This window comes from Catenibacterium mitsuokai, assembly GCF_025148785.1.
Lineage (GTDB): Bacteria > Bacillota_I > Bacilli_A > Erysipelotrichales > Coprobacillaceae > Catenibacterium > Catenibacterium mitsuoka.
This window is the reverse complement of the sequence record NZ_CP102271.1, coordinates 962847-988047: the sequence shown is the minus strand read 5'-3', so window position 1 is coordinate 988047 and position 25201 is coordinate 962847. Positions and strand designations below refer to the sequence as shown.

Genomic DNA, 25201 nt, shown 5'->3' with positions numbered 1-25201 from the left:
AGATATCCTACATGAATAAAACAGTGATGTCAAACACTTTTAAATGTGTTATACTAAGTCGGGTGATGAATATGGCATTTGATGGAATTGTATTGTCACGTGTTACAGAATTATTAAATGAAACAATCGTGACAGGACGTATTTCAAAATTATATCAGATATCGAAATACGAATTATTAATGACTGTACGTGCGCAGAATGAAAATAAGAAACTCCTTGTTTCTATTCATCCAATGTATGCCCGTGTTCAGTTAACACAATTGAATTATCCTACACCTGATTTTCCTAATGCTTTGACTATGTTTCTAAGAAAACATATTGAAGGGTCTTTTATTGAGCGTATTGAACAGGTGGGACTTGATCGTATATTAAAGATAACTTTAAGAGGAAGAAATGAATTTAAAGATCTTGTAGAATATCATCTCTATATAGAAATCATGGGTAAACATTCTAACTTTATTCTTACTAATAAAGAAGATAAGATTCTTGAATGTTTAAAGCGTGTTTCTCCGAGCGATAGTATACGTATTATGCAGCCAGGGATTACTTATACCTACCCTCCACTTCTCGATAAGAAGAATCCATTTGAGAATACCCCTGAGACAACTCAGCTTGTAAAAGAGTTTGAAGGATTCTCTAAGGATTTAGCTGAAGAAGTGGCTGTGAGAATGGAACAGGGGACTGATTTCAAAACTATTATGAATGAAATACAAAATAGTAAAGAACTCTATATCACACGAGGTGATAAAGAGAAGTATCATGTGATTCCTTTGACTTGTTTTGGAAAAAGAATTGATCACTATTCTCTTTTTGATGGATTAGATGCGTATTATCAGTTTATTGATCAGAAGGATCGTATTAAACAGCAGACTTCTGATATTCTTCATTTTATTCAGAAAGAATATACAAAAAACGTGAATAAGCTTGATAAGCTAGAAAAGACATTATTCGATTCTCATAATAGTGATGAATATCGTATCAAAGGTGATCTCTTATATGCTTCTTTACATCTTATTCAAAAAGGAATGAAGGAAGTGACTGTGGATAATTATTATGATGGAACAAAGATGACTATTGAACTTGATGAGCGTTTTGATGGAAAAACAAACGCCAACCATTATTATAATAAGTATCAGAAAGCAAAGAATTCCTTAAAGGTTCTAGAGGAACAGATTGAAAAGACGAAAGAAGAAATCAATTATTTTGATACTTTGAATACCTTGATGGATAATGCGGATTATTATGATGCCATGGAAATCAAGGAAGAGCTTGAAAATATGGGCTATATTCGTAAGAAGAATGTGAAGAAGTTAAAAAAGAAAACACATCCTCATTATGATGTCTATCGTACTCGTGATGGTATTATTATTTATGTTGGTAAGAATAACTTGCAGAATGATTATCTGACATTCAAGATGGCATCACGTAATGATATGTGGTTCCACGTAAAAGATATGCCTGGTTCTCATATTATTGTGCATGCAGAAAATCTTGATGAGTATACTATGAGACTTGCAGCAAATATTGCGGCATATTTCTCTAAGGGAAAATATAGTTCAAGTGTTCCGGTGAATTATTGTTTAGTGAAGAACTTGAAAAAACCTCATACAAATAAGCCAGGTTTAGTTCTTTTAGGACATTATAAGACAATTTATATTGATCCTGACGATTCTTTCTATGATGAATTAGAGAAAGTGGAGGATGCTCGATGAAATTAATACCTTGGAAATTTAATAATGATATGGTAGAAGGCTATACAGTACCAGCTCATATTGATGGAAGGCTGTTCAACATGAGCTATAACGGCTTGGATGACAAGCAGGTGCTAGAAAACCGTAAAGAACTCGCACAAATGCTTCATACTGAGCTTGATCATATGGTTGCACCTTTACAGCGTCATACAACACATTATTTAAGTGTAAATAAAAATGATGGCGGTAAAGGGATATATAGCCAGAAGGATGCCTATTTAGGTTTTGATGCATTATATACAAGAGATACAGATCTCACTCTTTTTACCTTTCATGCAGATTGCTGTCCTGTTCTTTTATATTGTGAGAACCAGCATCTAGTGGCTGCAATTCATTCAGGATGGAAAGGTACGGTTACTGAGATTGTAGGCAAGGTAACACGTCATTTAATAGAAGATGAGGGATGTGACCCAAATCATATTTATGCTTATGTAGGACCTTCTATTGAGGCACGAAACTTTGAAGCGATGGATGATATTATTGACCGTGTTAAAAGTATGAGTTTTGATACATCTTCTTTCTATACTAAAAAAGATGAAACACATTATCTTCTTAATTCTAAAGGACTTATTAAACAGCAGTTACTTAACTGTGGTGTTTTAGAAGAACATATCGAAGTCAGTCCTTATTGTACAATGGAGAATGATGATTTATTCTTTAGTTATCGTAAAACACATACTAAAGATCGTAATATTTCTATTATCAGACTAAAAAAATAGCTGGAGAGCAATTTTTGCTTTCCAGCTTTTTCTTATTCTATTTCACCAGCAAGTACAGCCATTGTATGTGGTATTTCTTCAATGAGTTTTTCAGGGATAACTGTATAAGCCTGTTTTGCGACTTCATCTCCAGCACGTCCGTGAATATAAACACCAAGTACTGCCGCTTCTAATGCTTCATAACCCTGTCCTAGAAGTGATGTAATGATTCCAGCGAGTGTATCACCCATACCACCTACCGCCATGGCTTTATTACCAGACGCAATACGATAAGATGTCTTACCATCAGTCACAATCGTATGAGGTCCTTTTAAGACAAGAATACAATGATACTTTGAGGCAAAGCTCTGTGCTGCCATCATCAAATCGGGATAATCTTCTACATGGCATAAACGTTTGAATTCACCAATATGAGGCGTAAGAATAACACTACGATCCTGTTTTTCTAATAAATGCATATTTCTAGATAGAATTGTAAGTGCATCGGCATCAAGGACAAGTGGGCAGATAGAAGCTGTCATAATATCAATAACGGCTCTAAAAGCACCCTCTTCAAGCCCTAAACCACAACCGACTAATAATGCATCATAACCATCAAAATCATCATAATGGAAAATCTGTGGTCTTGTAACTGGAATGGCTTCAGGAATATAAAGAGGTAATAGTGCTGTCACTTTTTCTGAAGTAATTGTCTTCACAATACCTGCACCAGTATAATAAGCTGCTTTAGTCGCAAGTAATGGTGCACCTGTATATTGGTTACTTCCTACAATTAAACCATCGACCCCATAGATATTCTTATAACCGTTATAGACTCTCTTTCTTAAATGTGCTTTCGCATATTCTTCTCCTACATATTCAAATAAGCCTGCTTCCTTGAAACAATCATTCACAGCCAATGTTTCTAAAATCACTTCACCTGTATATTCGAGTGAACGTGGATCTAAGAAGCCTTGTTTTAAAGCCGTTAAAGTAACTGTAAAATCTGCCTTTAATGCTGCTTCATAAGCTTTTCCTGTATTACAGTCAAGTCCTGTAGGGATGTCAATAGCCCCAACAATACCTTTATAAGTATTATTAATAGACTCAATCATAATCTTGTACATGCCTCTAGGGGCGCTATTTAATCCAAATCCAAATAATCCATCGACGATACAATCATAGTCATTCCAGTTAATTGTATTAATATTATCTTCATCTACATAGATTAAATGATTCTCTTCACATTGATCACGATAATAGCGATTAGCCTGTGATACCTTGCCTATATCCCCACTGTAATAATAGTTGACTTGTTTTCCTAATTTCTCTAGTTTTAATCCTAAAGAATAGCCATCTGCCCCATTATTACCTGGTCCTATTAAAATAGCCAACTGATTATATTTTGTGAAATGGCTCAATAGCGCATCACTTGCAAGATTAACAAGCTCTTCTATTTGATAACCATGTTCTAATAAATAAGCATCATACTGCTTGAGTAAATCCTGTGTTCCTATATACATAATAAACACTCCCTTCGCTTTTTATTTTATCATAAAAAAAGAGGAAATCGAAACCGATTTCCTTAAAGATCAAACTCTTCCTCCGCCTGCATAATGAGCAGCATAATAAGATTCACTTAGCGAAGAAGTAATAACACCCTTCTTTTCATTAGCAGCATGTACGAATCTGCCTCCACCTAGATAAATACCTACGTGAGAGATACCTTTCTTATATGTATTCTTAAAGAATACAAGATCACCAGGCTTTAATGCATTTCTATCTACTCTTTGAGTTGTATTATACTGCACAGCAGCTGTACCACTTAAAGAACGTCCATTTTGTCTATATACCCATCGAGTAAAGCTTGAACAGTCAAAGACATTAGGTCCTACAGCACCCATTCTATAACGGCATCCAATCTTACCTAATGCAGTCTGAATTAGAGCTCCATTTCTAGATTTTACTTCTACAGGAATATTAACAACTGTTGTGTTACCAGTCTTATCAGTTGCAGTATAAGTTGCTGTATAGCATCCTTCATTATTTACATCTACATTACCACTGATTCCAACATATTTAGTTAAATCACCATCTAAATTATCAATAGCTGAAACAATGAGTGAACGCCAGTTCACAGATGTTCCTTCAGTAATCGAAACTTTATTTGTATTCAACTTGATTTCAGGACCTTTGATATCCTTAACATTAAAAGTACATGTCTGTTTTGTTTCATTGCCACTATTATCAGTTGCGATAATAGTTGCTTTCTGTTCGCTATTTAATTTCTTAGTATCAATATCACCTTTAACAGTTAATACTGGAGATGGATCAAAATTATCTGATACATCAAAATAATCACCAGGATTGAAAGGTTCACCATAGTTCACATCAAATGACTGTGTCTTTTGAGTAAGCACTGGTGCAATAGAGTCCTTTACATTAAATGAAAGTGTTTTTTCAGCTTTGTTGCCTGCATTATCTTCTACATGAGCAACAACCTTCTGTTCCCCAATAACAGCTGTATCAATGCTGCCATCAAAAGCGATGAAATCACTGACGTCACCATCTACATTATCTGTCGCTTTCACATAGTCAAATAAGTTATTTGAACCATTGGCTTCTACATCTATGATATAACCGCCGTCAACGCGTGATGCAATAACAGGTGCTTCATTATCAATAACCTGTACTTCGACTTCTTTATTAGTTGTATTCTTGAATGTATCAGTAACAGAAACTGTCACTGAATAAGTACCTAACTGTTTTGATTCATATGATTCTGATTGAATAGAAACATCCATGATATCTAAATTATCACGGTTATCTGTAATTTCAAAATCAGATGCATTAAGCTTTGTACCATAAGGAACAACAATCTTATTTGAATGAATAACAGGTGCCTGACGGTCAGCCGCAGCATAACCTACGAGGGCAAAAGCAGAGATTGCAACTGCTGGCAGCAGCATTGTTTTCTGAGTTCTGATTCTCTCTACAATTGCATTAAAAGTTGTGGGGGCATTTTGAGTCATAGTTATTCTCCTTTGCTTTTCAACAAATGCGATTATAACACCATGACTTATATCTGTCCACCAATTTCTTAAGATTTTCTTAAGTATTTGTATTTTATGTTGTATATATCACTTCATTTTTAATTAAGAAATTTTTAATATTTTAAAAATAGTGGTGTATATATAAAAAAAGTCCTCCCAAAAAGGAGAACTCAAGATGTTATCTCATATTTAATTTTCAAATCATTATACTGATTATAATTTATGAAATGTTCTTTTTGTAGACGGCCTACTACAATACCACTTTGAATATTTTCTTTTTCCGCAAAATCACAGATAGATGATCGAGAAAAATCATTTTGAGATACAAACTCACCCAAATCAGCCGTAGGAATTAATATCTCCTGCGCAAACTGGTCTGCTGAGTTTTCATCCTCTTCAGTGGTACCATCAATATTATTAATATGACCAAGTAAAATATGACCCAATTCATGAAACAAGCTAAACCAAAATCTATCTGCATCCTTACCTCTAACAGTGAGATCTATAACTATTTTATTTCCATCAACAAAAGTTGCACCATGTAAGAACGAACCTCCAATATGAGGAAGAAAAATAAGAGCAATACCACATCCTGCAAGCAGATTTTCTAGCTGTGTACAAAAAACATCTGGATCTAGAGTAGTCATACTTCTTATTTCAGATAATTTGTGCTCTAGTGTTTTTAAATCTATTGATGATACTTTAATATCACGTGCTAATATTCTTGCCTGTTGTGCCCAAGCCATCAAAGCATAGTTACTTTTTTCTGTATCAGCAAGTCTACGACAAGCAATCCTAGATAAACGCATATCTTTAAGTAATACTAAACTTACTACTCCAAAAAACTTTCTTAAATTTACCACTTTTTCTTCAATCTTTTTTGCAACTGGTACCCATCCATATTTAACCATTTCATTATATGGCATCTTTCTGGCAATTTCTATATCCGCATCCATTTCATTTTCCGCATTTGCCTTAATTAACTTTTCGCGATAAGTAGCTTCTAATTTATTCCAAAACTTAGCTGGAATACCTAATACCATTTCTAAACGTACCGCAACATCCGGAGTCAACTGAACTTCACCATTGATTAGTTTACTCACATGTTTTTGTGATAAATCCATTCGTGTCGCAAATTCTTTTTGACTCATACCTTTGTCTAGCAGCTGTTCTTTAATAGTTGCGCCTGGCGGTGTTGCAATAAATGTGCGACTCTTCACCATCATTTTTTCCTCCTAATTAATGATAATCTACTATTTCGATTACATTTACAATTTGAATTTCATTACCTCTTTTTGTAAAAATCAAACGATAGGGTTGTGTTAATTCCATTGCATATTGACCCTTTCGATCACCTTTTAAAGGATGACATCTTCCAATACGGGATTGTACCATCTCTTCAACCGTATCAGATGCATCAATTTCATCTATGCGTTGATGAATCTTCTCTGCCATTCTTGGCCCATATCTTCTCTCTGCTTCGTCTGCAATTGTGCAAACCTTCTCAATCTTTTTATTTTTATATGTGATCTTCAAGCAAACACTCCTCTCTTTGATTTACCTTTGAGGTAAATACATTATAACCTATAAAGCGCCATAATGCAATATTTAAAATTAACCTGTAAGGTAAATTACATAAAATAAAACAAAAAAAGTCCTCCCTAAGGGAGAACTTATTATCCAAGATATGCTTCTCTAACACGTGGATTATTTGCAACATCTTCAGCTTTACCTGATACAGTAATATTACCTGTTTCAAGTACATAAGCATGATCTGCAATAGAGAGTGCTTTATTCGCATTCTGTTCTACAAGTAGAATAGTCATATTTTCTTTTTCATTGACTTCTTTAATGATATCAAAGATTTCATTAACAAGGATTGGAGAAAGACCCATTGATGGTTCATCTAATAATAATAGTTTCGGTTTAGACATCAAAGCACGGCCCATAGCAAGCATCTGCTGCTCACCACCAGATAAAGTACCAGCCAACTGTTTTTTTCTTTCTCTTAAACGTGGGAATAATGTATAAATATGTTCAATATCATTCTTGATACCATCTGCATCATTACGAAGATAGGCACCCATTCCTAGGTTATCTTCTACACTCAGCTGGGCAAAGATACGACGTCCTTCAGGAACCTGTGCAAGACCTTTAGAAACAATCTTATGAGCAGGCGTCTTCATGATGTTTTCACCATTAAAGATGATTTCACCACTCTTGCCATTTAATAAGCCAGAAATAGCATGCATTGTACTTGTCTTACCCGCACCATTGGCACCGATAAGTGCAACGATTTCACCTTGTTCAACATTAAATGAAATCTTCTTAATCGCATTAATGACACCGTAGTGTACTTCAAGATCCTTAACTTCTAATAACATCTTTAGCCCTCCTCTTCATTGCCTAAGTAGGCAGCTACAACATCAGGGTTGTTTCTAATTTCTTCAGGTGTACCAAAAGCAAGTACTGTACCAAAGTTTAATACAGCAATCTTTTCACAGATTCCCATAACAAGCTTCATATCATGTTCAATAAGAAGAATTGCGACTGAGAACTTTTCTCTTACGATTTTAATAGTTTCCATTAATTCAGCTGTTTCTGTAGGGTTCATTCCTGCAGCAGGTTCATCAAGAAGCAATAGTTTAGGAGCAGTCGCAAGTGCTCTCGCAATTTCAAGCTTTCTCTGTTTACCATAAGGTAAGTTCTTTGCCTTAGATTCTGCAAATTCTTCTAGATGGAACACACGTAATAAAGATAAAGCCTCTTCCTGCATAGCTGCTTCAGCCTTCTTGTATTTAGGTGTATGGAATAATGCATCAAATACTGTATATGGGTGAGAGTAATGTAATCCTACCTTTACGTTATCAATAACGCTCATTTCCTTGAATAAACGGATATTCTGGAAAGTTCTTGCAATACCTGCTTTAGTAATCTTAATAGTGTTTGCTTTTTTAATTGGCTGTCCTTCAAAAAGGATACGACCACTTGTAGGCTGATAAACACCTGTTAACAGGTTGAAGACAGTTGTTTTACCTGCACCATTTGGACCAATTAAACCAAATAACTGGTTCTTATCGATTTCAAAGTTAAATTCATCTACGGCCTTCAATCCACCAAACTGAATGCCAAGACCTTCTGCTTTTAATAATGGTGTACTCATTCTGGCTTCACCTCATCTTTCTTTTTAAAGAATGGAAGACGTTCCATGATCTGTTCGCCTTTACCTGTTCCCTTTAAAATCATAGCGGCAATTAATACAATTGCGTATAACAACATTCTGTACTGTGAGAATGAGATTAATAATTCTGGAATTATAGTAAGAACAATAGCTGCAATAATAGAGCCCTTTAAGTTACCCATACCACCAAGTACAACCATGACTAGAATTTCAACTGATTTGTTGAAGTCAAATCCTTTAGGAAGGATAACTGTATAATAGTGAGCATATAAGCCTCCTGCAAGTCCAGCAAAAATAGCACTCACTGCAAAGGCAAATACTTTATAATAACCAACATCAATACCTGATAGTTCTGATGCTGTTTCATCTTCACGAATTGAGATAATGGCACGTCCATGTCTAGATTTCACAATTGAATATACTACAAAGATTGTGATAATCATTGCGATAAAGACATAAACAAGATTTGTATTCATAGGAATACCAATTAAACCTTTTGCGCCATTAGTGATGTCAAGGTTGTTCATAATAACACGGATGATTTCATTGAAAGCAAGAGTGATAATACAAAGATAGTCACCTTTTAATCTTAATACTGGAATACCGATAATTAACCCAATAATACCAGCAGCAATCGCACCAATAAGTAGTGATACGATAAATGGAAGATTTAAATAAATACTAATTAAAGCGGACGTATAAGCACCTACTGACATGAACCCAGCATGTCCTAAAGTAAGCTGTCCTAAATAACCAGCGGCTAAGTTAAGTGATACAGCAAGGATAATATTAATACCACAAAGAATTAATACACCCTGCCAATATGAGTTAATAACAGATGTAGCTGTTCCTATCATCAATACTGCAAAGATCACAATTGAAAGAATGAATGATCTGAATAGTTCGTTTTTTAATAGTTTTTTCATAGACTACACCTTCTCTCTTACATTCTTACCAAATAAGCCGGCTGGCTTAACTAATAAGACAATAATAAGAATAGCAAATACAACTGCATCAGAAAAATCTGAAGAAATATAGGCAATTGTAAGTGATTCAGCAACACCAAGCATTAAACCACCAACCATGGCTCCTGGTACACTACCAATTCCACCAAGTACGGCTGCAATAAATGCTTTAATACCTAACATCAAACCAATATATGGAGTGATTAATGAATAAGCACATCCATAAATAACACCTGCAATAGCACCAAGACCTGAACCAATCGCAAATGTAAGAGATACTGTTGTATTTACGTTTATACCCATTAACTGGGCTGCACCCTGGTCTTCTGATACAGCACGCATTGCTTTTCCTAGCTTTGTCTTATTAATAAAGAACAATAAAACAGCAGTACAAACAGCTGTTACTACTAGAGTAATAACAGTGATATATTTAATAGAAATACCACCGAGATTGATTGTACCTTTTGGCATGATCTGTGGGAATGTACGAGCCGCACTACCAAAGATTAATAAGAATACATTTTCTAATAAGTAGCTGACACCAATGGCAGTGATCAATACTTCAAGTGAACCTTTACCTCTTAAAGGTTTATAAGCTACTTTTTCTGTTATAACACCTAAAGCTGCAGTCGCAACTATAGAAAACAAGATAGCTGGAATAGGTCCTACAAAGCCCATCGCGATTAATGCGAAATAAGCCCCTGCCATGATGATATCACCATGGGCAAAGTTGATCATTTTCGCAATACCATAAACCATTGTATAACCAATTGCAACTAAAGCATACATACTCCCAGTCGAGAGTCCGTTGATGATCTGGTTGATAAAGTTAATCATAATTACTTCTCCCCTCTAAAAATAAAAAATAAGGAGAGATGAACTCTCCTTTATTCATCGTTATTTTGCAGTTACATACTGACCATTTTTAACAGTTACAATATTTAATTCCTTAACAGGGTTGTGGTTCTTATCATAAGTGAATCCACCACAAACTGCTTCATCATCAGATACTTTGACCTTTTCTAATGCAGCGTTTACCTTTTCAGGATCAGTTGATTTAGCTTTGTTGATAGCTTTCATCATAACAGTAACTGTATCATAAGCCATACCAGCGAACATACTTGGAGTTGTTCCATATGCTTTTTCATAAGCTTTTACGAATTCATATGTAGGACCGCTAGTTGCATCTTTGTTGTAACCACTTGTGAAGAAGCAGTTTTCAAAGTCTGCAGTGTTAACACCCTTAACACCAAGAACACCATCCCAGCCATCAGCACCAAATATTGGAGCCTTAACGCCAGAGTCTCTTAACTGTTTAGTAATAGATACAACTGATTCATAGTAATCTGGTAAGAAAACAGCATCAGGATCAGCCTGTTTGATCTTAGAAATGAATGTTGAGAAATCTTTAGTATTTGCATTGTATGCTTCATAGAATGAAACATTAACGCCCTGCTTCTTTGCTTCAGCTTTATAAGCAGCTGCAACACCTGTAGAATAATCAGATTCCTTGTTGTAAAGAACAGCTACATTCTTAAAGCTATATTTAGTTTTAGACTGCTTAGCTAAGTAAGTACCCGCATAAGAATCGTTTGTACAGATTCTGAATACGTTCTTATAAGCTGTTTTACCATTCATAGTGAATTTATCACCTGAAGCAGATGGTGAAAGAATTGGTGTGTTGTTCTTGCTTGCAGCACTTGCTACTGAAAGTGCAGAACCAGTTGTTACCGGTGAAAGAACTGCAGTGACCTTATCATCATTATATAACTTGTTATAGTCATTAACGGCAGTAGTTGGATCAGCCTTATCATCATAGTAAACGCCTGTAATCTTTGTGCCATGCTTTTTGTTATAATCACTAATAGCCATCTTCATAGCATTCTTTACAGCACTACCATACTGAGAAGCTTCACCACTTAGTGGGCCGATAAAACCAAATTTAGGTGCTTTGATATCTGTTGTAGCAGAATTCCCATTACTACAACCTACTAACATTGCTGCGACTGCACCAGCTGTCACGATTGTTTTGAATTTCATACATTATCCCTCCAATTTGTATATGCCCTTTATTATACAATCTCATTTTGGTTTGTCAATATAATATCTTCACCTTTTTTATACCAAAACAAATATTTTTGATTATATTTGCCTTTTTCCTAATTTATTGTATCGTTTTTGAAACTTCTTCAAAAACAGAATAAGCACTTGCTAATGCAAAATGAATGTTATAACCACCACAATCCCCAGTGATATCTAATATTTCACCTGTCGCATAAAGATGAGGATAGTTAATGAATTCAAATGATTTATTAAAATTAGAAATCATTAATCCCCCACAATCTGCCTGGGCAAATTCTTCCCCTCTTAAAGCTTTGACAGTGAATTCTAGATGTTTAAGGAAAGAAACCGGGTTCTTCTGATTTTCTACTATTGGCACTAATTTAGGATGAACCAGCCCATCATAAGGGCCATTCATTGTTTTTAATGTACGAATAATTGAATGTAGTTCTTGATCTGTAAATTCAGGATAGAAATCACATATAACTTTATCTCCAGGACACGCATAACGGCTTAAGACCATTACTGCAATTCCACTGATGCCATAATCAGTAAAAAGAAGTTCACCTTTTTCTTTATGTCCTTTTAAAGTAAATTCCCCTTTCATTCTGACACCCTTTAATTTCTTATAAACAGGTTCAGTCATCAACTGAGTAATAGTAGGTCTCATAGGACGATAATCCACTTCTAGAGAGTTAAAAAGCGTTCTTCTATCTTTCGTGCCAGATAACTTACCAGCAGGTGTTCCACAAGAGATAGTGACATAATCTGCCTGATAATCCTTATTGACAGCATGTATTAAATAACCGTGCTTATTCTTTTTAATAGATAAAACTTCTTCCTCACAGATAATTTCTACACCATATTCTTCTGCTCTATTTAAGAATAATGTCTGAACAGCTTTGGCTGATTCACTATAAGGATATAAGAGATTACCCATATATTTTGTATAGAGACCAATATCCTTTAATGCTTCTACAATATCAAAGTGATGAATAATATCGCTCACCCATGGTTTGATTTCTCCATCATAATGTGCCTTGTCTAGATTCTTGTTAGAAAGATTACAGCGACCATTTCCTGTCGCAAGAAGCTTCTTTAATGGTTTGTCATTCGCTTCTAGTACAACAACATCGATATCAAGATATTTTTTTAATAAAATAGAAAGATATATACCTGATATACCTCCCCCAATAATAATCATTTTCTTTTTCATTTTTTTGCACCTCGATACAATAGTAATGCATTTCCAGTGTATTTTCCAATTCTTTATTGAAATAATTAGTCTTTGTGTTTATAATGTGTAAGGAAATTTACAAGGAGGAATTAGATTATGGGTAGAGCTCATGAAGTACGTAAAGCCGCAATGGCAAAGACTGCTGCTAAGAAAACTAAACTTTATTCTTACTATGGTAAAGAAATCTATTTAGCAGCGAAGGCAGGCGGCCCTGAACCGGACGGTAATCTAAGCCTTAGAAGATTAATTGAAAAAGCAAAGAAAGATCAGGTTCCTGGAGATGTTATCAAGCGTGCGATTGATAAAGTTAAGAACGGTGCTGTAGAAGATTATGAAAGTGTACAGTTTGAAGGTTTTGGTCCTTCAGGATCAACTGTTATTGTTAAATGTTTAACAGATAACATCAACCGTACTATTTCACAGGTACGTCCTGCATTCACTAAATCAAAAGCTAAGCTTGGTGCTGAAGGTTCAGTATCTTATTTATATGATGTAGAATCTGTTGTTCAGTTCAAAGGAATGGATGAAGAAACTGCAATTGATGCATTAATCGAAGGCGAAGTTGATCCTAAAGATATCGTTACTTTAGAAGATGGCAGCTTAAAGATTACTGGTGAACCAACTGATTATAACGCCATCAAAACAGCTATTGAAAATAAGCTTCCTGATGTTGAATTTGATGTTGATGAAATCCAGACTAAACCACAGGAAACTGTTGAACTTGAAGGTGAAGATATGGTTTTATTTGAAAGACTAATGAATCTTCTTAATGACTGTGATGATGTTGACCAGGTTTATCACAATGTTTCTAACTATGATGATGGTGAAGAAGAATAGCGAGAGCTATTCTTTTTTTTCGAAAAAAAATACGGTTCTTATGAACCGTATCTGTGTTATTTATGAGCAATTACATCTTCTTTAATAGCTTGGTCACTTACTGCTTTTGCAACAGTCACTGCTACACGCGCATCAGTTGCACGAGGGATGATGTAGTCCTTATTTAATTCTTCATCGCTGACAAGACTTGCTAAGCCCTTTGCAGCGGCTAATTTCATACCTTCAGTAATCTTAGTCGCATGAACATCTAAAGCGCCTCTAAATAAGCCTGGGAAGGCTAATACATTATTGATCTGGTTAGGGAAGTCTGAACGTCCAGTTCCTACGACTGCAGCACCTGCATCTACTGCATCATGATATTTGATTTCAGGTTCTGGATTAGCCATTGCGAATACAATTGGCTTTTCCTTCATTGACTGTACCATTTCTTTAGTAAGAAGTCCTGGAGCTGAAACACCGATAAAGATATCTGCTTCTTTCACTGCTTCAGCCATAGTCATACGTTTATTCGATTTGTTTGTGATTTCTGTTAATTCCTGAGTTAAGAAGTCATACTTGTCATAATCTTCTTTGATCACAATACCATTGATATTAAAGCCATAGATTTCCTTAACACCTAAATCATGAATCATATGGATAATAGAGCTTCCTGCAGCACCTGTACCACTGACTACAACAGTCACGTCTTCTGGCTTCTTACCAACAACCTTTAAGGCATTGACTAAAGCAGCAGTAACGACAATAGCTGTACCATGCTGATCATCATGGAATACAGGAATATCTAATTCCTTCTTTAGTGTTCTTTCAATTTCTACACAACGTGGTGCACTGATATCTTCTAGGTTGATACCACCAAAAGTAGGGGCAATCTGTTTACAGAACTTAATGATTTCTTGAGGATCCTTTGTATCAATACAAAGAGGAACAGCATCAATATTCGCATATTTCTTAAAAAGGATAGATTTACCTTCCATTACTGGAAGTCCAGCAGCTGGTCCAATATCACCAAGTCCTAGTACTGCAGTTCCATCACTGACTACTGCCACACTATTACCCTTCCATGTATAATCATAAACAGTTTCTGGATTATTGTGGATTTCACGACATGGCTGTGCAACACCAGGTGTATAAGCCATAGATAAATCTTCCATTGTGTCCATAGGTACCTTCACATTGATTTCCATCTTACCATGATGTTCTTTATGAAGTGCTAATGCTTTTTCATATATATCCATAATTTTCCTCCTTATCATTTTTATACCAAAATTATACGAAGCATTTCAGTAGAAGTCAATAAAAGAGCACTTACGTGCTCTTAAATGAATTATAGTGTTGTCACCATTAATTCTAGTCCACCTTCATAATGTACTAGATCAACATCCGAACAGATAATAAACTGATCACCCTTTTTAATAGGCATATCATTGACAGTACCTTCACCATCAATGACTGATACTAACTGGAATGGATCATCATTTTTAATTTCTGTGCTTCCTTCAATTAAGTAATGATCAACAGTTAGGTATTCACATTTTAAATATCTAGTCTTAGAACCATGGTCTAATTTAGTATTTACAAATAATTTATTCTGATCTAAGTCAGCTGGTACCTTTGTACAGTCGATTGACTGCTGTACATGTAATTCTCTTTCTTTACCATCATCACCCTTACGATGATAATCATATACACGATAAGTGATATCTGAAGACTGCTGTGCTTCATAGATTAATGAACCACCACAGATTGCATGTAATGTGCCTGCTGGGATATAGAAGAAATCACCCTTATGGATTTTAAAACGATTCAATAATTCATCATACTTATCTTCTTCAATATCCTTAATGAATTCTTCTTTAGTTTTAGCATAATGACCCATAACCATATCTGTACCTTCATCCGCCTGTAATACATACCATGATTCAGTCTTACCTAAAGAATTTTCATGAATCTTTGCATATTCATTATCTGGATGTACCTGTACAGATAAATCCTGTTTAGCATCAATGATCTTGACAAGTAATGGGAACTGATCACCTTCTACATTACCAAATAATTCACGATGATTTTCAAACATCCATGATACTGTTTTTCCTTTATATTCACCTTCAACGATTGGGCAATCGCCGCTCTTATGACCTGAGATAACCCATGCTTCTCCTGTATGATCACTAGGGATATCATAGCCATAAACATCTCTTAACTTAGTTCCACCCCAGATTTTTTCTTTTAAAACTGGCTGGACCTTTAAAATATGTCCCATTATATATTCCTCCTATTTCATATACTCATATTCTAATATATTCATTCCTATTTTTCTAGTCTAGCGCTTACTTTGTATGTATTTTACAGCTTACCTGGATAGTTCTCTTCTGTATAAATCTTATATCCCTCTTTTTTAAGCAAACGAACAAATATACCATCTGCATCAATAACATTGTGAGAGAATGTACCATCATAAATATGATTGAGTCCGCAGCTAGGAGAACGACTCTTTAAGATGACATATTCAATGTCATGTGCTTTTAGTATTTCAAGTGCTTTCTGTGCTCCTTCTACATATTCCTTTGTAACGTTTTTACCATTAACTGTCTGAACTCGTAGTGGATCTTCTGAAACAATTTCAGCAGGATCTCTAGGAATAGAAAGTCCTCCCAATACTTCAGGACAAATAAGTACTGCTTCACCTTTCTTATCAATAAGTTCTAATGCTTCTATTCTATTAGAATCGCCTCGATAAGTACAATCATAGCCACATAAGCATTTACTTATTCCAATCATCTACATACTCCTTGATATCATGTGCCTTATAAGCGATTTTAGTAGCTCCTGCAGCTTTTAACTCTGCCTCTCCTCTAAATCCCCAGTCACATCCAATTGTCTTCATAGAAGCGTTAATTCCTGTTTCTATATCAACATTAGAATCACCAATAAAGACACATTCATCCTTAGTTAAACCAATATCATTTAATGCGAGATTTAAAGAAGTGATATCAGGCTTTTTAGGATAATCTGCACATCCTCCATATGTAGTAATAAAACGATCACCAAATAGCTTAGGTACAATCACTTCAGCCACTGTATGTGGTTTATTAGTAACACAAGCAAGCTTAATACCTTCTTTATGTAAATCTTCTACTAATTCCTTAATACCAGCATATGGCGCTGTATAATCAAAACAATGATCCTTATAGTAGTCCATGAATTCTTGTAAACATTGATCAAACAAATCCTGATGATCTTCTCCAAGTGCACGTTCTACTAGTTTTAAAACACCATTACCTACATACTGTTTATAGTTTTCAAGAGGATGTGGTGCTAACCCACATGCTTCCAAAGCATGATTTGTACTTACTGCAAGATCCTTTAAAGAATCAACTAATGTTCCATCTAAATCAAATATACAACCTTTTATCATAACTGCCTCCATAATTTATTCCCATTATAACATTCTCATCCTATGAGTTTAAGCCTAATTATCTAATTGTTTTCGCTTACACACAATGATATAATAAATTTAAATGAGGTGAAATTATGAACGGATTAAAAGAACATAAATATATGGATTTCTTAACAACTATTGGCTATATCGTATTTGCGTTATGCTGTGTGATTGGCTTCTTTGCACATTTATATATTCTATTTGCGGTAGGCTTTGTTTTAATCTTCGTATTAAGATTAATTGGCTACTCTTTAGACCGCTTTGAAGAATATAAACGTGGTTATTAGTCTAGTCTTCGACTTTTTTATTGCATGATAAAAGGATATGGGAACGCCTCCCATATCCTTGTTTTTTATTCTTCTTCTGTAGCTGGTAAAGTTTCTACAACTTCATGACATCTTGGACATAATCCATCTACTAATTCGCCTTCTTCGAACCAGTTCCAGCATCTTGGACACTGAACACCATGGAATTTTTCAGCCTTGATGAAACAAGTTTCATATTCATCTTTACCTTCCGCATTGTCATCTAAAGTAACCTTTGTGACGATGAATAACTGCTTCATAGAATCTTCTAATGCAGCTAAAGACTTATATTCATCCTTAAGAGTGATAGTAAGTTTACCTTCCATGTTAGAGTTGATTACTTTTTCAGCTCTTAAGTTTTCTAATGACTTCATTACATCAGTACGTAAGTTCATGAATAAGTCGAACTGTGCTTTTAATGCATCCTCATTTTCAATTTCGAACTTTTCAGGCTTAGCTTCTAGGAATACAGATTCTTCCTGTTTTGCATCACAATGGAAGTGATCATGTAATTCTTCTGCAGTGAAGACTAAGATTGGTGAGATTAACTTCATCATTGTCTTTGCATGATGATAAAGAACTGTCTGTACCTGTCTTCTTCTTGTAGAATCAGCCTTTTCGATATAAAGGATATCCTTTGTGAAGTCCATATAGAATGCACTTAGTGTATTAGTGAAATAGTTTAAGATTTCCTTATTTGCTTCTGAGAAGTTATAAGAATCCATAGACTTATGATATGCATCCATCAAGTCATTTAACTTAGCTAACATATACTGATCGACTGGTTCTAACTGATTAACTGGTAATACATCAGTATCTTTGAAATCATTTAAGTTACCAAGTAAGAAACGCATAGTATTTCTTACCTTACGATAGCTTTCAGATACTTTCTTTAAGATATCATCAGAGATACGTACATCTGACTGGAAGTCTACAGTAGTAGCCCATAATCTTAAGATATCAGCGCCCCATTTATTGATTGTCTTGATTGGATCAACAGCATTTCCACCAGACTTACTCATCTTTAATCCCTTACCATCAAGAGTGAAACCATGAGATAAAACTGTCTTATATGGTGCTTTACCATGTACTGCAGTACCAATGATTAATGAAGAGTTGAACCATCCACGATACTGGTCACTACCTTCGAAGTATAGATCAGCTGGATAACCAAGTCCTCTTTCTACTAATACACCAGTATGTGATGAACCTGAGTCAAACCATACGTCCATGATATCTTTTTCTTTCTTGAAGATACCATTTGGTGAATGTTCGTTTGTATAACCTTCTGGAAGAAGATCTTTTTCATCTCTTTCAAACCATACGTTTGAACCGAATTCTCTAAATAATGCAGATACATGATCAAATACTTTCTGATCAATAACAGGAGTACCATCTTCACAATAGAAGATTGGAATTGGAACACCCCAAGTTCTCTGTCTTGAGATACACCAGTCTCCACGGTCTTTAATCATGTTATAGATTCTGATATGACCCCATTCATTGATCCAGTTAACGCTATCGATTTCACTTAATAATTTTTCTCTGATCTTATCGATAGAACAGAACCACTGGTCAGTTGCTCTGAAGATGATAGGCTTCTTAGTACGCCAGTCATGAGGGTAGCTATGTGTAATCCAAGTAAGATTTAATAAAGCACCTAATTCTTCTAGTTTTACTGTAACAGTCTTGTTTGCGTCATCAACATACTGACCTGCAAGCCATTCACCACATGATTCCATCATGCAGCCATGTTCATCAACGTTTACAAGAACTGGTAATTTATATTTCTGACAGATGTTAAAGTCGTCTACACCAAATCCACTTGCTGTATGAACGCATCCAGTACCTGAATCAGTTGTAACATGGTCACCCATGATGACTAATGATTCTCTTTCTGGATAGAGTGGATGAGTACATGTGATGTATTCTAATTCTTCACCCTTGAAACGCTTTAAGATTTCTTTTTCTTTTAATCCAAATGTTTCCCATAATGAATCAACTAATTCTTCTAAGACAACAAGATTGCCTTTTTCAGATTTAACTAATGCATAAGTGAAACGTGGGTTTAAACAGATTGCCTGGTTTCCTGGGATTGTCCAAGGAGTAGTAGTCCAGATTACGAAGTAGTTATCATCACCTTCTAAGATGCCTTTACCATCTTTTACCTTAAAACGTACATAGATAGTAGGTGATTTTACATCATGGTATTCTACTTCTGCTTCAGCTAATGCTGATTCAGATGAAGGTGACCAGTATACTGGCTTTAATCCTTTATAGATTAATCCATCTACAGCCATCTTCGCAAATACATCAATCTGTCTTGCTTCGAATTCCTTATGTAATGTTAAATATGGATGTTTGTAGTCTGCAAATGTTCCAACACGGATACACTGCTGCATCTGACGTTCTACCTGCTTTAATGCATAGGCATAACATTTTTCTCTGAACTTTGCAGTAGACATAGATTTTCTATCTACACCCTGCTTCTGAATCGCATTTTCGATAGGTAAACCATGAGTATCCCAGCCTGGAATATATGGTGTATAGAAACCTTCCATATTCTTATAACGACAAATAACGTCTTTAATAACCTTATTTAACATATGTCCAACATGCATATTACCATTTGCATATGGAGGTCCATCATGGAAAATGAAATGTTCTTTTCCTTCATTCTGTTTGATAACCTTTTCATACATGTTAGCGTTCTGCCATCTTTCTACGTAAGCAGGTTCCTTAGTAGGAAGCTTACCACGCATCTCAAAATCAGTTTTTGGCATTAAGAGTGTGCTTTTGTAATTCATATATATCCCCTTTCACAAATAAAAAAACGTCCTTCATAAAGGACGTTTGCACGCGGTACCACCTTTGTTCATATCATTCGATATGCACTTAAGATTTTAACGCAATCAACGGCATTCCCTACTTATTTCAGGATGCAGCTCCAGAGTGATTCCTGACCAATACACCTTCACCGTTTCCACCACCCACGGCTTCTCTATAAGTTCTCTTGATCAGCGCTCTCTTTCTTCGCTTTTTTTTCTTCTTCATTAATTAAACTAAAAATTTCTGATTTGTCAATAGTTTCTAACAATTCTGTGCTGATTTTTACAATTTCAGCTCTGAAATCTTTTGCTTCATCCTTGAAACCATCTACTTCATCACTTAAACCTTTCACATAATTCATTGATTCTTTCAGAATCATATTCGCATTATGCTTTGCCTTTGTAATCAGTTCACTGGCTTCTTTTAAAGCAAGACGGGAAATCTCCTCATTGGTCTTTCGTTCAATAGACTGACGATTTGCCATCGCAATATTCTCTTTTTTGATTTTTTCTAATTCTTCTTCAAGTCTTCTAATCTGCAGTGATCTGTCCTGGATATTCTTTTCTAGACTCGCAATAGTTTCATCTACTTCTTCCGTATTATATCCACGAAACTGCTTATTGAACATGTATCCCATAATCGTTCCCTCATCGATAATATTGGCCTTCTATTACATAATTATCCTGCTTTGTTCTTCTGTCTGTTATAAATATCTTTACTCGGCCATGATGACGTAAAGATATTATAGCGTTATTATCGCATATTTTTGAAATATCTTCAATAACTTTGTAGTTAAGCTTGACATACTGCCCATGAATAGCGTCAACTGCTTTATTGCGAGAAATACCAAATAATGCAGCGACCATCTTATCTAGACGTAAAGAAGAAACAATCACTGTTTTAGTATAAGTATCTGCATGAATAGAGAGACGTTCTTCCATTTCCACAAGATGAATAGAGGAACGTTTAATACGTGTTAAATTCATACGAATATAATCACTGTTTTCTTTAATGCAGGCAAAAGAGAGTGGTTCTTCATTGATATCACCAATACATTGACGCTTAATGCCTAAATGCATAAGGGCCCCTAATACATCAGAATGTTTTAGTTTTCCAAATGTGTCATTATAATCTACTCTAAAAACAGTTACTTTAAAATCTTCAGGTTCAAATTCATAGAAATCAGGTGCAATTAATACTCTCTTATTCTCCGCACCATCAAATCCACCATCCGCTTCTACCTTAAGTTCATGTCCAATAACACTTTCTACAATTGACTGCTGATGAGGATCAAGAAATTGTGTAAGAATCATACGCTGTGAATAAAGTGCCTGATCCTTGTAATCTAATATTTTTGAAACGAATTCTTCATCGCCCTTAAAATGTTCTAACATCTTTCATAAAAAAAGTATTAGCCTATGCTAATACTTATTCCTCCGTAGCTGCTTGTGGTTCATCATCTAGAGTGATTGAACCAGTTACGCCGATATTCTTAGGTGTACATAAGAAAATTTTAGGACCAATTACCTGAATATCACCATCAATCGCAAAAATAACACCAGTTAAGAAATCAACTACACGCTTCTGCTGTTCTTTCTGTAAACGATGTAAGTTAACTACAGCAGCCTTATTCTTCTTTAAATAACCACCAATCTCCTGAGAATCAGAATAAGCGCGTGGTTCGAATAATACAAGACTAGAGTTGGCATCAAATGGCTTCAACATCTCACTTGTCTTTTTAGTCTTATTGTTTTCAAAAATATTAGATTTTTGTTCCTGTCCGTTTTGTGCTGTATTGTAATCTTCTGTATATCCTTCTTCTTCTTCACCGAATAACCAATCTTTTACCTTATCCATACACATGTCAAACCTCCTGTCGTTTTTCTCATTATATCACATCAATTACGAGATTTGTATACATTTCTATTCTCTAACCCAAAGATACGTGCAGAATATGATCCTGGTTCTGTATCATGAAGTGCCTTTTCAAACATATTCATACGTGCATCTACATTATCAATAAGTGTTAATGCTTCTGCTTCAGGAATCTGTGGTAATACTGGAGAACCAAATTCCTGTTTGCCATGATGAGAAAGAATCATATGTTCTAGTAGATAAACTTCTTCTCCCTCAATATGTAATTCTTCAGCCATTTCTTTAACCATTGCATGACCAATAGAAATATGTCCTACAAGACTTCCTTCGATAGAATAGGCAGGGACAATAGGTCCGGTGAACTCCTTAACTTTACCGATATCATGTAAAATAACACCTGCATAAAGTAAATCAGCATCTAGATAGCTATATACTTCAATAAGCTGATCTGCGAGTTTCAACATACATAAAGTATGGTAAAGAAGACCTGATGCAAAATCATGATGATTTTTAGTTGCAGCGGGATAGTTCACAAAGGCTGTATAGTGTTTCTCAATAAGACCATGAACAATCGCATAAAGACGAATATTATGGATTTTCTTCATGTACTTATCTAATTCCTTCTGCATCACTGCTTTTTCAACAGGTGGTTGAGGTAAGAATAAAGCCTTCTGTTCATCATTCATTTCAATTGGCTCAAGCTTAACGATTTTCATCTGTCTCATGCCCTTATAGTTGATGATATCTCCTTTACCTCTTACAACCTGTCCTCTTTCAAATAAACGAATCTGTTCATCTGTTGCAGACCAGAGTTTCGCATCTATCGTGCCTGTCGCATCCTGCAAAACTATATTTAAATAAGACGATTTATTAGCGCCATTGGTTTTACCTACAGTCACAGAAATAATAATAGCCTCAAATCCTACAGTTTCTTTTCCTGGCTGCATTTCATTAATTTTAATCATTCAATTCACTCCATATTTCATCCATCACAATCAAGATATCTTCATAATCATACCCCTTCTGTTTTAGAAAACGGCTGATTCGCATCTTTAGTTCCTGACCATGATATTTATTTTGATAACGTTTATATGTCTTTTCAAATTCCTGTCTTAATAAAGACAATGTACGTTCATGAGAAAATTCAAAGTCATAAGTACTCATAACTGATTCAATCGTACTTTGACTAAATCCTTTATTAAATAGGGTTCTCTTTATTTTTTGAATCAAACCCTGTGGAGACAGCTTACTATTGTTTGAATAAAGCTGATCCACAATATTTAAAGCATAGTCTTTTTCTTCAGTTTCGTCAAATTTCTCTATTTCTTCTTCAATGAGATGTTCAGGTATGTCTTTATTCTTTAAATCAGGAATTGCTTTTTTAAAGCCTTTTCCCTTCTTCAAAGTCGCTTCAATATAGTTTTTCACATATTTTCTATCATCGATCAAATGACGATCAGTTAATAAAGCCATACATTTCATGATTTCTATCTCATTAAAGTCACCATATGTTTCTAATCTTTTGACTAAATCATGGAAACAATAATCATGATAACTAAGAAGCTTAATTGCTTTAAAATAAAGTTGTCTGACATTCTGCTTTTCTTTAAGAATATCAATCACATCATGATTGATACGTGCTCCTTTAACAAGATGGAATGATTCAACATCTTCTAAAGAACATTCAAGTGCGACTTTTCTTTTACCGCTAGTTAATTCAATAGAGACCAACTTATCATTCGGTGTTATTGAAGAGACAATGAAACAATTTTCAAAATGATCTATAGATGTATCATACACTTGCATCACTCCTTCATAAAAAGTATGAGAGTCAAATTGTTGAGCATGCTTGACTGCATACTCTTTATAAGACGTTAAATCCTTATGTGATAGTTCTACTACTTTTTCAATATATTCTTCTTTAGAATAAAAGAAATGACCATTTTTACCCTCTACAATAACAGGATCTAAATTCGAATCATATCTTGCTAAAACAGGTAACGAGGAAGCCATCGCTTCTATAAAGGTTAAACCTTGTGTTTCTGTTAAGGAAGCAGAGACAAAGAGATCTCCTGAATAATAGAAGTCTGGAATAACATCAGCACTTTGACATCCTGCAAAACGGATATAGTTATCCATTTCTAAATCATGAGTCAACTGCATCAGGCTGTTCTTTGCAGGTCCATCGCCAATTATGAATAAGCGAATATCAGGATTTCTTTTGATAATATCAGGCATGGCCTCAATGATGAGATCTAATGACTTTTCCTCTGCGAGTCTTCCTAAAGAGATAAGATTAAAATGATTAGAAAGATGATATTCTTCTTTAATCAATTTAGTATGTTCGTCATTATGTATTTTAAAGCGTTCTAATTCGAGTCCTGTAGGAACAATATTAATTTCTTTCTTTATTCCAATAGATTTCATCATAGAAGCAGTTTTAACACTAGGGACAATAAGAGACGTTGTATGGGTTGTATATATCTTCATCAGTTTCTTGACAATCTTTTTCGCAATTGAATCAAATGGCTCGATTCCTTTAGTGACATAGTAAGTGTAGTCATAAAGATTGGTATGAAATGTATATACTGTAGGAATATTAAGCTTATAACCACATAATCGTCCAAATAAGCCTACGCCATATTCAGTCTGCGTATGAATGATATCTGGATTAAATTCTTTAATCTGATGAAATATTTTATTATTATAAATGCCTGCCATACGATATCCATAAATGCTTTTAAGAGAAATTCCATTCATCCTAATAATAAATGGATCATCTTCCATATGAACACCAAGAGGAGGGATTGTAGTTATAATCAAGACTTGATGACCATGTTTCATTAATTCGTTTCTGAGTATACCAATTGATGAAACAACGCCATTAATATCAGGATAATAAGTGTCTGTAAATATCGCAATACGCATGATGAATCTCCTTTGACTTGCACTTACATTATACTGAATATA

The 25201-nt window shown here is 34.9% G+C and carries 24 protein-coding genes and 1 other annotated feature; of the genes, 4 read left to right on the top strand and 20 right to left on the bottom strand.

What is annotated here, in order from left to right:
- Positions 1 to 71: 71 nt before the first annotated feature.
- Both NQ499_RS04950 and pgeF read left to right on the top strand, forming a co-directional pair.
- Positions 72 to 1712: an Rqc2 family fibronectin-binding protein gene (locus tag NQ499_RS04950; RefSeq protein WP_040389720.1), complete on the top strand. Its 1641-nt coding sequence runs from the start codon at positions 72 to 74 to the stop codon at positions 1710 to 1712.
- Entirely contained in the window at positions 1709 to 2470 is a 762-nt protein-coding gene (pgeF, locus tag NQ499_RS04945) for a peptidoglycan editing factor PgeF (protein WP_006505118.1), read from the top strand. Before NQ499_RS04950 ends, pgeF begins: the two co-directional genes overlap by 4 nt.
- A 32-nt stretch (positions 2471 to 2502) precedes the next feature.
- On the opposite strand, the gene NQ499_RS04940 is transcribed toward pgeF, so the two are convergent.
- The 10 genes from NQ499_RS04940 to NQ499_RS04895 all read right to left on the bottom strand — a co-directional run bounded on the left by NQ499_RS04940 (position 2503) and on the right by NQ499_RS04895 (position 12925).
- Positions 2503 to 3972 (bottom strand): bifunctional ADP-dependent NAD(P)H-hydrate dehydratase/NAD(P)H-hydrate epimerase, encoded by a 1470-nt coding sequence (locus tag NQ499_RS04940; RefSeq protein ID WP_006505117.1) that lies wholly within the window; start codon positions 3970 to 3972, stop codon positions 2503 to 2505.
- 69 nt (positions 3973 to 4041) lie between these two features.
- Positions 4042 to 5481: a C40 family peptidase gene (locus tag NQ499_RS04935; protein ID WP_006505116.1), complete on the bottom strand. Its 1440-nt coding sequence runs from the start codon at positions 5479 to 5481 to the stop codon at positions 4042 to 4044.
- 191 nt (positions 5482 to 5672) lie between these two features.
- Positions 5673 to 6728, bottom strand: coding sequence for a helix-turn-helix domain-containing protein (locus NQ499_RS04930; protein ID WP_006505115.1), 1056 nt, complete (start codon positions 6726 to 6728; stop codon positions 5673 to 5675).
- 13 nt (positions 6729 to 6741) lie between these two features.
- Positions 6742 to 7038 (bottom strand): type II toxin-antitoxin system RelE/ParE family toxin, encoded by a 297-nt coding sequence (locus tag NQ499_RS04925; protein ID WP_006505114.1) that lies wholly within the window; start codon positions 7036 to 7038, stop codon positions 6742 to 6744.
- Between the two features lie 140 nt (positions 7039 to 7178).
- Positions 7179 to 7886, bottom strand: a complete 708-nt coding sequence (locus tag NQ499_RS04920) for an ABC transporter ATP-binding protein (RefSeq protein ID WP_006505113.1) — start codon at positions 7884 to 7886, stop codon at positions 7179 to 7181.
- 2 nt (positions 7887 to 7888) lie between these two features.
- Positions 7889 to 8665, bottom strand: coding sequence for an ABC transporter ATP-binding protein (locus NQ499_RS04915; protein WP_006505112.1), 777 nt, complete (start codon positions 8663 to 8665; stop codon positions 7889 to 7891).
- Complete coding sequence (locus NQ499_RS04910) at positions 8662 to 9609, bottom strand: branched-chain amino acid ABC transporter permease (protein ID WP_006505111.1); 948 nt, start codon at positions 9607 to 9609, stop codon at positions 8662 to 8664. Before NQ499_RS04910 ends, NQ499_RS04915 begins: the two co-directional genes overlap by 4 nt.
- Positions 9610 to 9612: 3 nt before the next feature.
- Positions 9613 to 10485: a branched-chain amino acid ABC transporter permease gene (locus NQ499_RS04905; protein ID WP_006505110.1), complete on the bottom strand. Its 873-nt coding sequence runs from the start codon at positions 10483 to 10485 to the stop codon at positions 9613 to 9615.
- Between the two features lie 60 nt (positions 10486 to 10545).
- Positions 10546 to 11688 carry an ABC transporter substrate-binding protein gene (locus NQ499_RS04900; protein ID WP_006505109.1) on the bottom strand — a complete coding sequence of 381 codons (1143 nt, stop codon included), beginning with the start codon at positions 11686 to 11688 and terminating at the stop codon, positions 10546 to 10548.
- A 124-nt stretch (positions 11689 to 11812) separates the two neighbouring features.
- Complete coding sequence (locus tag NQ499_RS04895; RefSeq protein WP_006505108.1) at positions 11813 to 12925, bottom strand: aminoacetone oxidase family FAD-binding enzyme; 1113 nt, start codon at positions 12923 to 12925, stop codon at positions 11813 to 11815.
- A 117-nt stretch (positions 12926 to 13042) separates the two neighbouring features.
- Here NQ499_RS04895 and NQ499_RS04890 point away from each other — a divergent pair, with 117 nt between their 5' ends.
- Positions 13043 to 13783 carry a YebC/PmpR family DNA-binding transcriptional regulator gene (locus NQ499_RS04890; protein ID WP_006505107.1) on the top strand — a complete coding sequence of 247 codons (741 nt, stop codon included), beginning with the start codon at positions 13043 to 13045 and terminating at the stop codon, positions 13781 to 13783.
- A 56-nt stretch (positions 13784 to 13839) separates the two neighbouring features.
- Here NQ499_RS04890 and NQ499_RS04885 read toward each other — a convergent pair whose 3' ends face one another.
- From NQ499_RS04885 to NQ499_RS04870, 4 genes are all read right to left on the bottom strand, one after another.
- A complete protein-coding gene (locus tag NQ499_RS04885; protein ID WP_202898373.1) occupies positions 13840 to 15018 on the bottom strand; it encodes an NAD(P)-dependent malic enzyme in 1179 nt (392 codons plus the stop codon).
- A gap of 89 nt (positions 15019 to 15107) precedes the next feature.
- Positions 15108 to 16043, bottom strand: coding sequence for a type I phosphomannose isomerase catalytic subunit (locus NQ499_RS04880; protein WP_006505105.1), 936 nt, complete (start codon positions 16041 to 16043; stop codon positions 15108 to 15110).
- Between the two features lie 83 nt (positions 16044 to 16126).
- Positions 16127 to 16561, bottom strand: coding sequence for a DUF523 domain-containing protein (locus tag NQ499_RS04875; protein WP_006505104.1), 435 nt, complete (start codon positions 16559 to 16561; stop codon positions 16127 to 16129).
- Complete coding sequence (locus NQ499_RS04870; RefSeq protein WP_040389718.1) at positions 16545 to 17198, bottom strand: HAD family hydrolase; 654 nt, start codon at positions 17196 to 17198, stop codon at positions 16545 to 16547. The genes NQ499_RS04875 and NQ499_RS04870 overlap by 17 nt, the downstream gene beginning before the upstream one ends.
- A 116-nt stretch (positions 17199 to 17314) precedes the next feature.
- On the opposite strand from NQ499_RS04870, the gene NQ499_RS04865 reads away from it, so the two are divergent.
- Positions 17315 to 17509 (top strand): hypothetical protein, encoded by a 195-nt coding sequence (locus NQ499_RS04865; RefSeq protein WP_006505102.1) that lies wholly within the window; start codon positions 17315 to 17317, stop codon positions 17507 to 17509.
- 65 nt (positions 17510 to 17574) lie between these two features.
- On the opposite strand, the gene ileS is transcribed toward NQ499_RS04865, so the two are convergent.
- The 6 genes from ileS to NQ499_RS04835 form a co-directional block, all read right to left on the bottom strand.
- Entirely contained in the window at positions 17575 to 20334 is a 2760-nt protein-coding gene (gene ileS / locus NQ499_RS04860; RefSeq protein ID WP_040389717.1) for an isoleucine--tRNA ligase, read from the bottom strand.
- A gap of 35 nt (positions 20335 to 20369) precedes the next feature.
- Positions 20370 to 20570: a binding site (T-box leader), on the bottom strand.
- A complete protein-coding gene (locus NQ499_RS04855) occupies positions 20529 to 20993 on the bottom strand; it encodes a DivIVA domain-containing protein (protein WP_006505100.1) in 465 nt (154 codons plus the stop codon). Its footprint overlaps the feature before it by 42 nt.
- 10 nt (positions 20994 to 21003) lie before the next feature.
- The gene (locus NQ499_RS04850; RefSeq protein ID WP_006505099.1) at positions 21004 to 21750 is read right to left on the bottom strand and encodes a YlmH family RNA-binding protein; all 747 of its coding nucleotides are present in this window, start codon (positions 21748 to 21750) and stop codon (positions 21004 to 21006) included.
- 34 nt (positions 21751 to 21784) lie between these two features.
- Positions 21785 to 22213 carry a cell division protein SepF gene (locus NQ499_RS04845; protein ID WP_006505098.1) on the bottom strand — a complete coding sequence of 143 codons (429 nt, stop codon included), beginning with the start codon at positions 22211 to 22213 and terminating at the stop codon, positions 21785 to 21787.
- A 41-nt stretch (positions 22214 to 22254) separates the two neighbouring features.
- Positions 22255 to 23196, bottom strand: a complete 942-nt coding sequence (locus NQ499_RS04840) for a 3'-5' exoribonuclease YhaM family protein (protein ID WP_006505097.1) — start codon at positions 23194 to 23196, stop codon at positions 22255 to 22257.
- Positions 23189 to 25159, bottom strand: a complete 1971-nt coding sequence (locus tag NQ499_RS04835; RefSeq protein ID WP_259848621.1) for a glycosyltransferase — start codon at positions 25157 to 25159, stop codon at positions 23189 to 23191. Before NQ499_RS04835 ends, NQ499_RS04840 begins: the two co-directional genes overlap by 8 nt.
- Between the last annotated feature and the right edge of the window lie 42 nt (positions 25160 to 25201).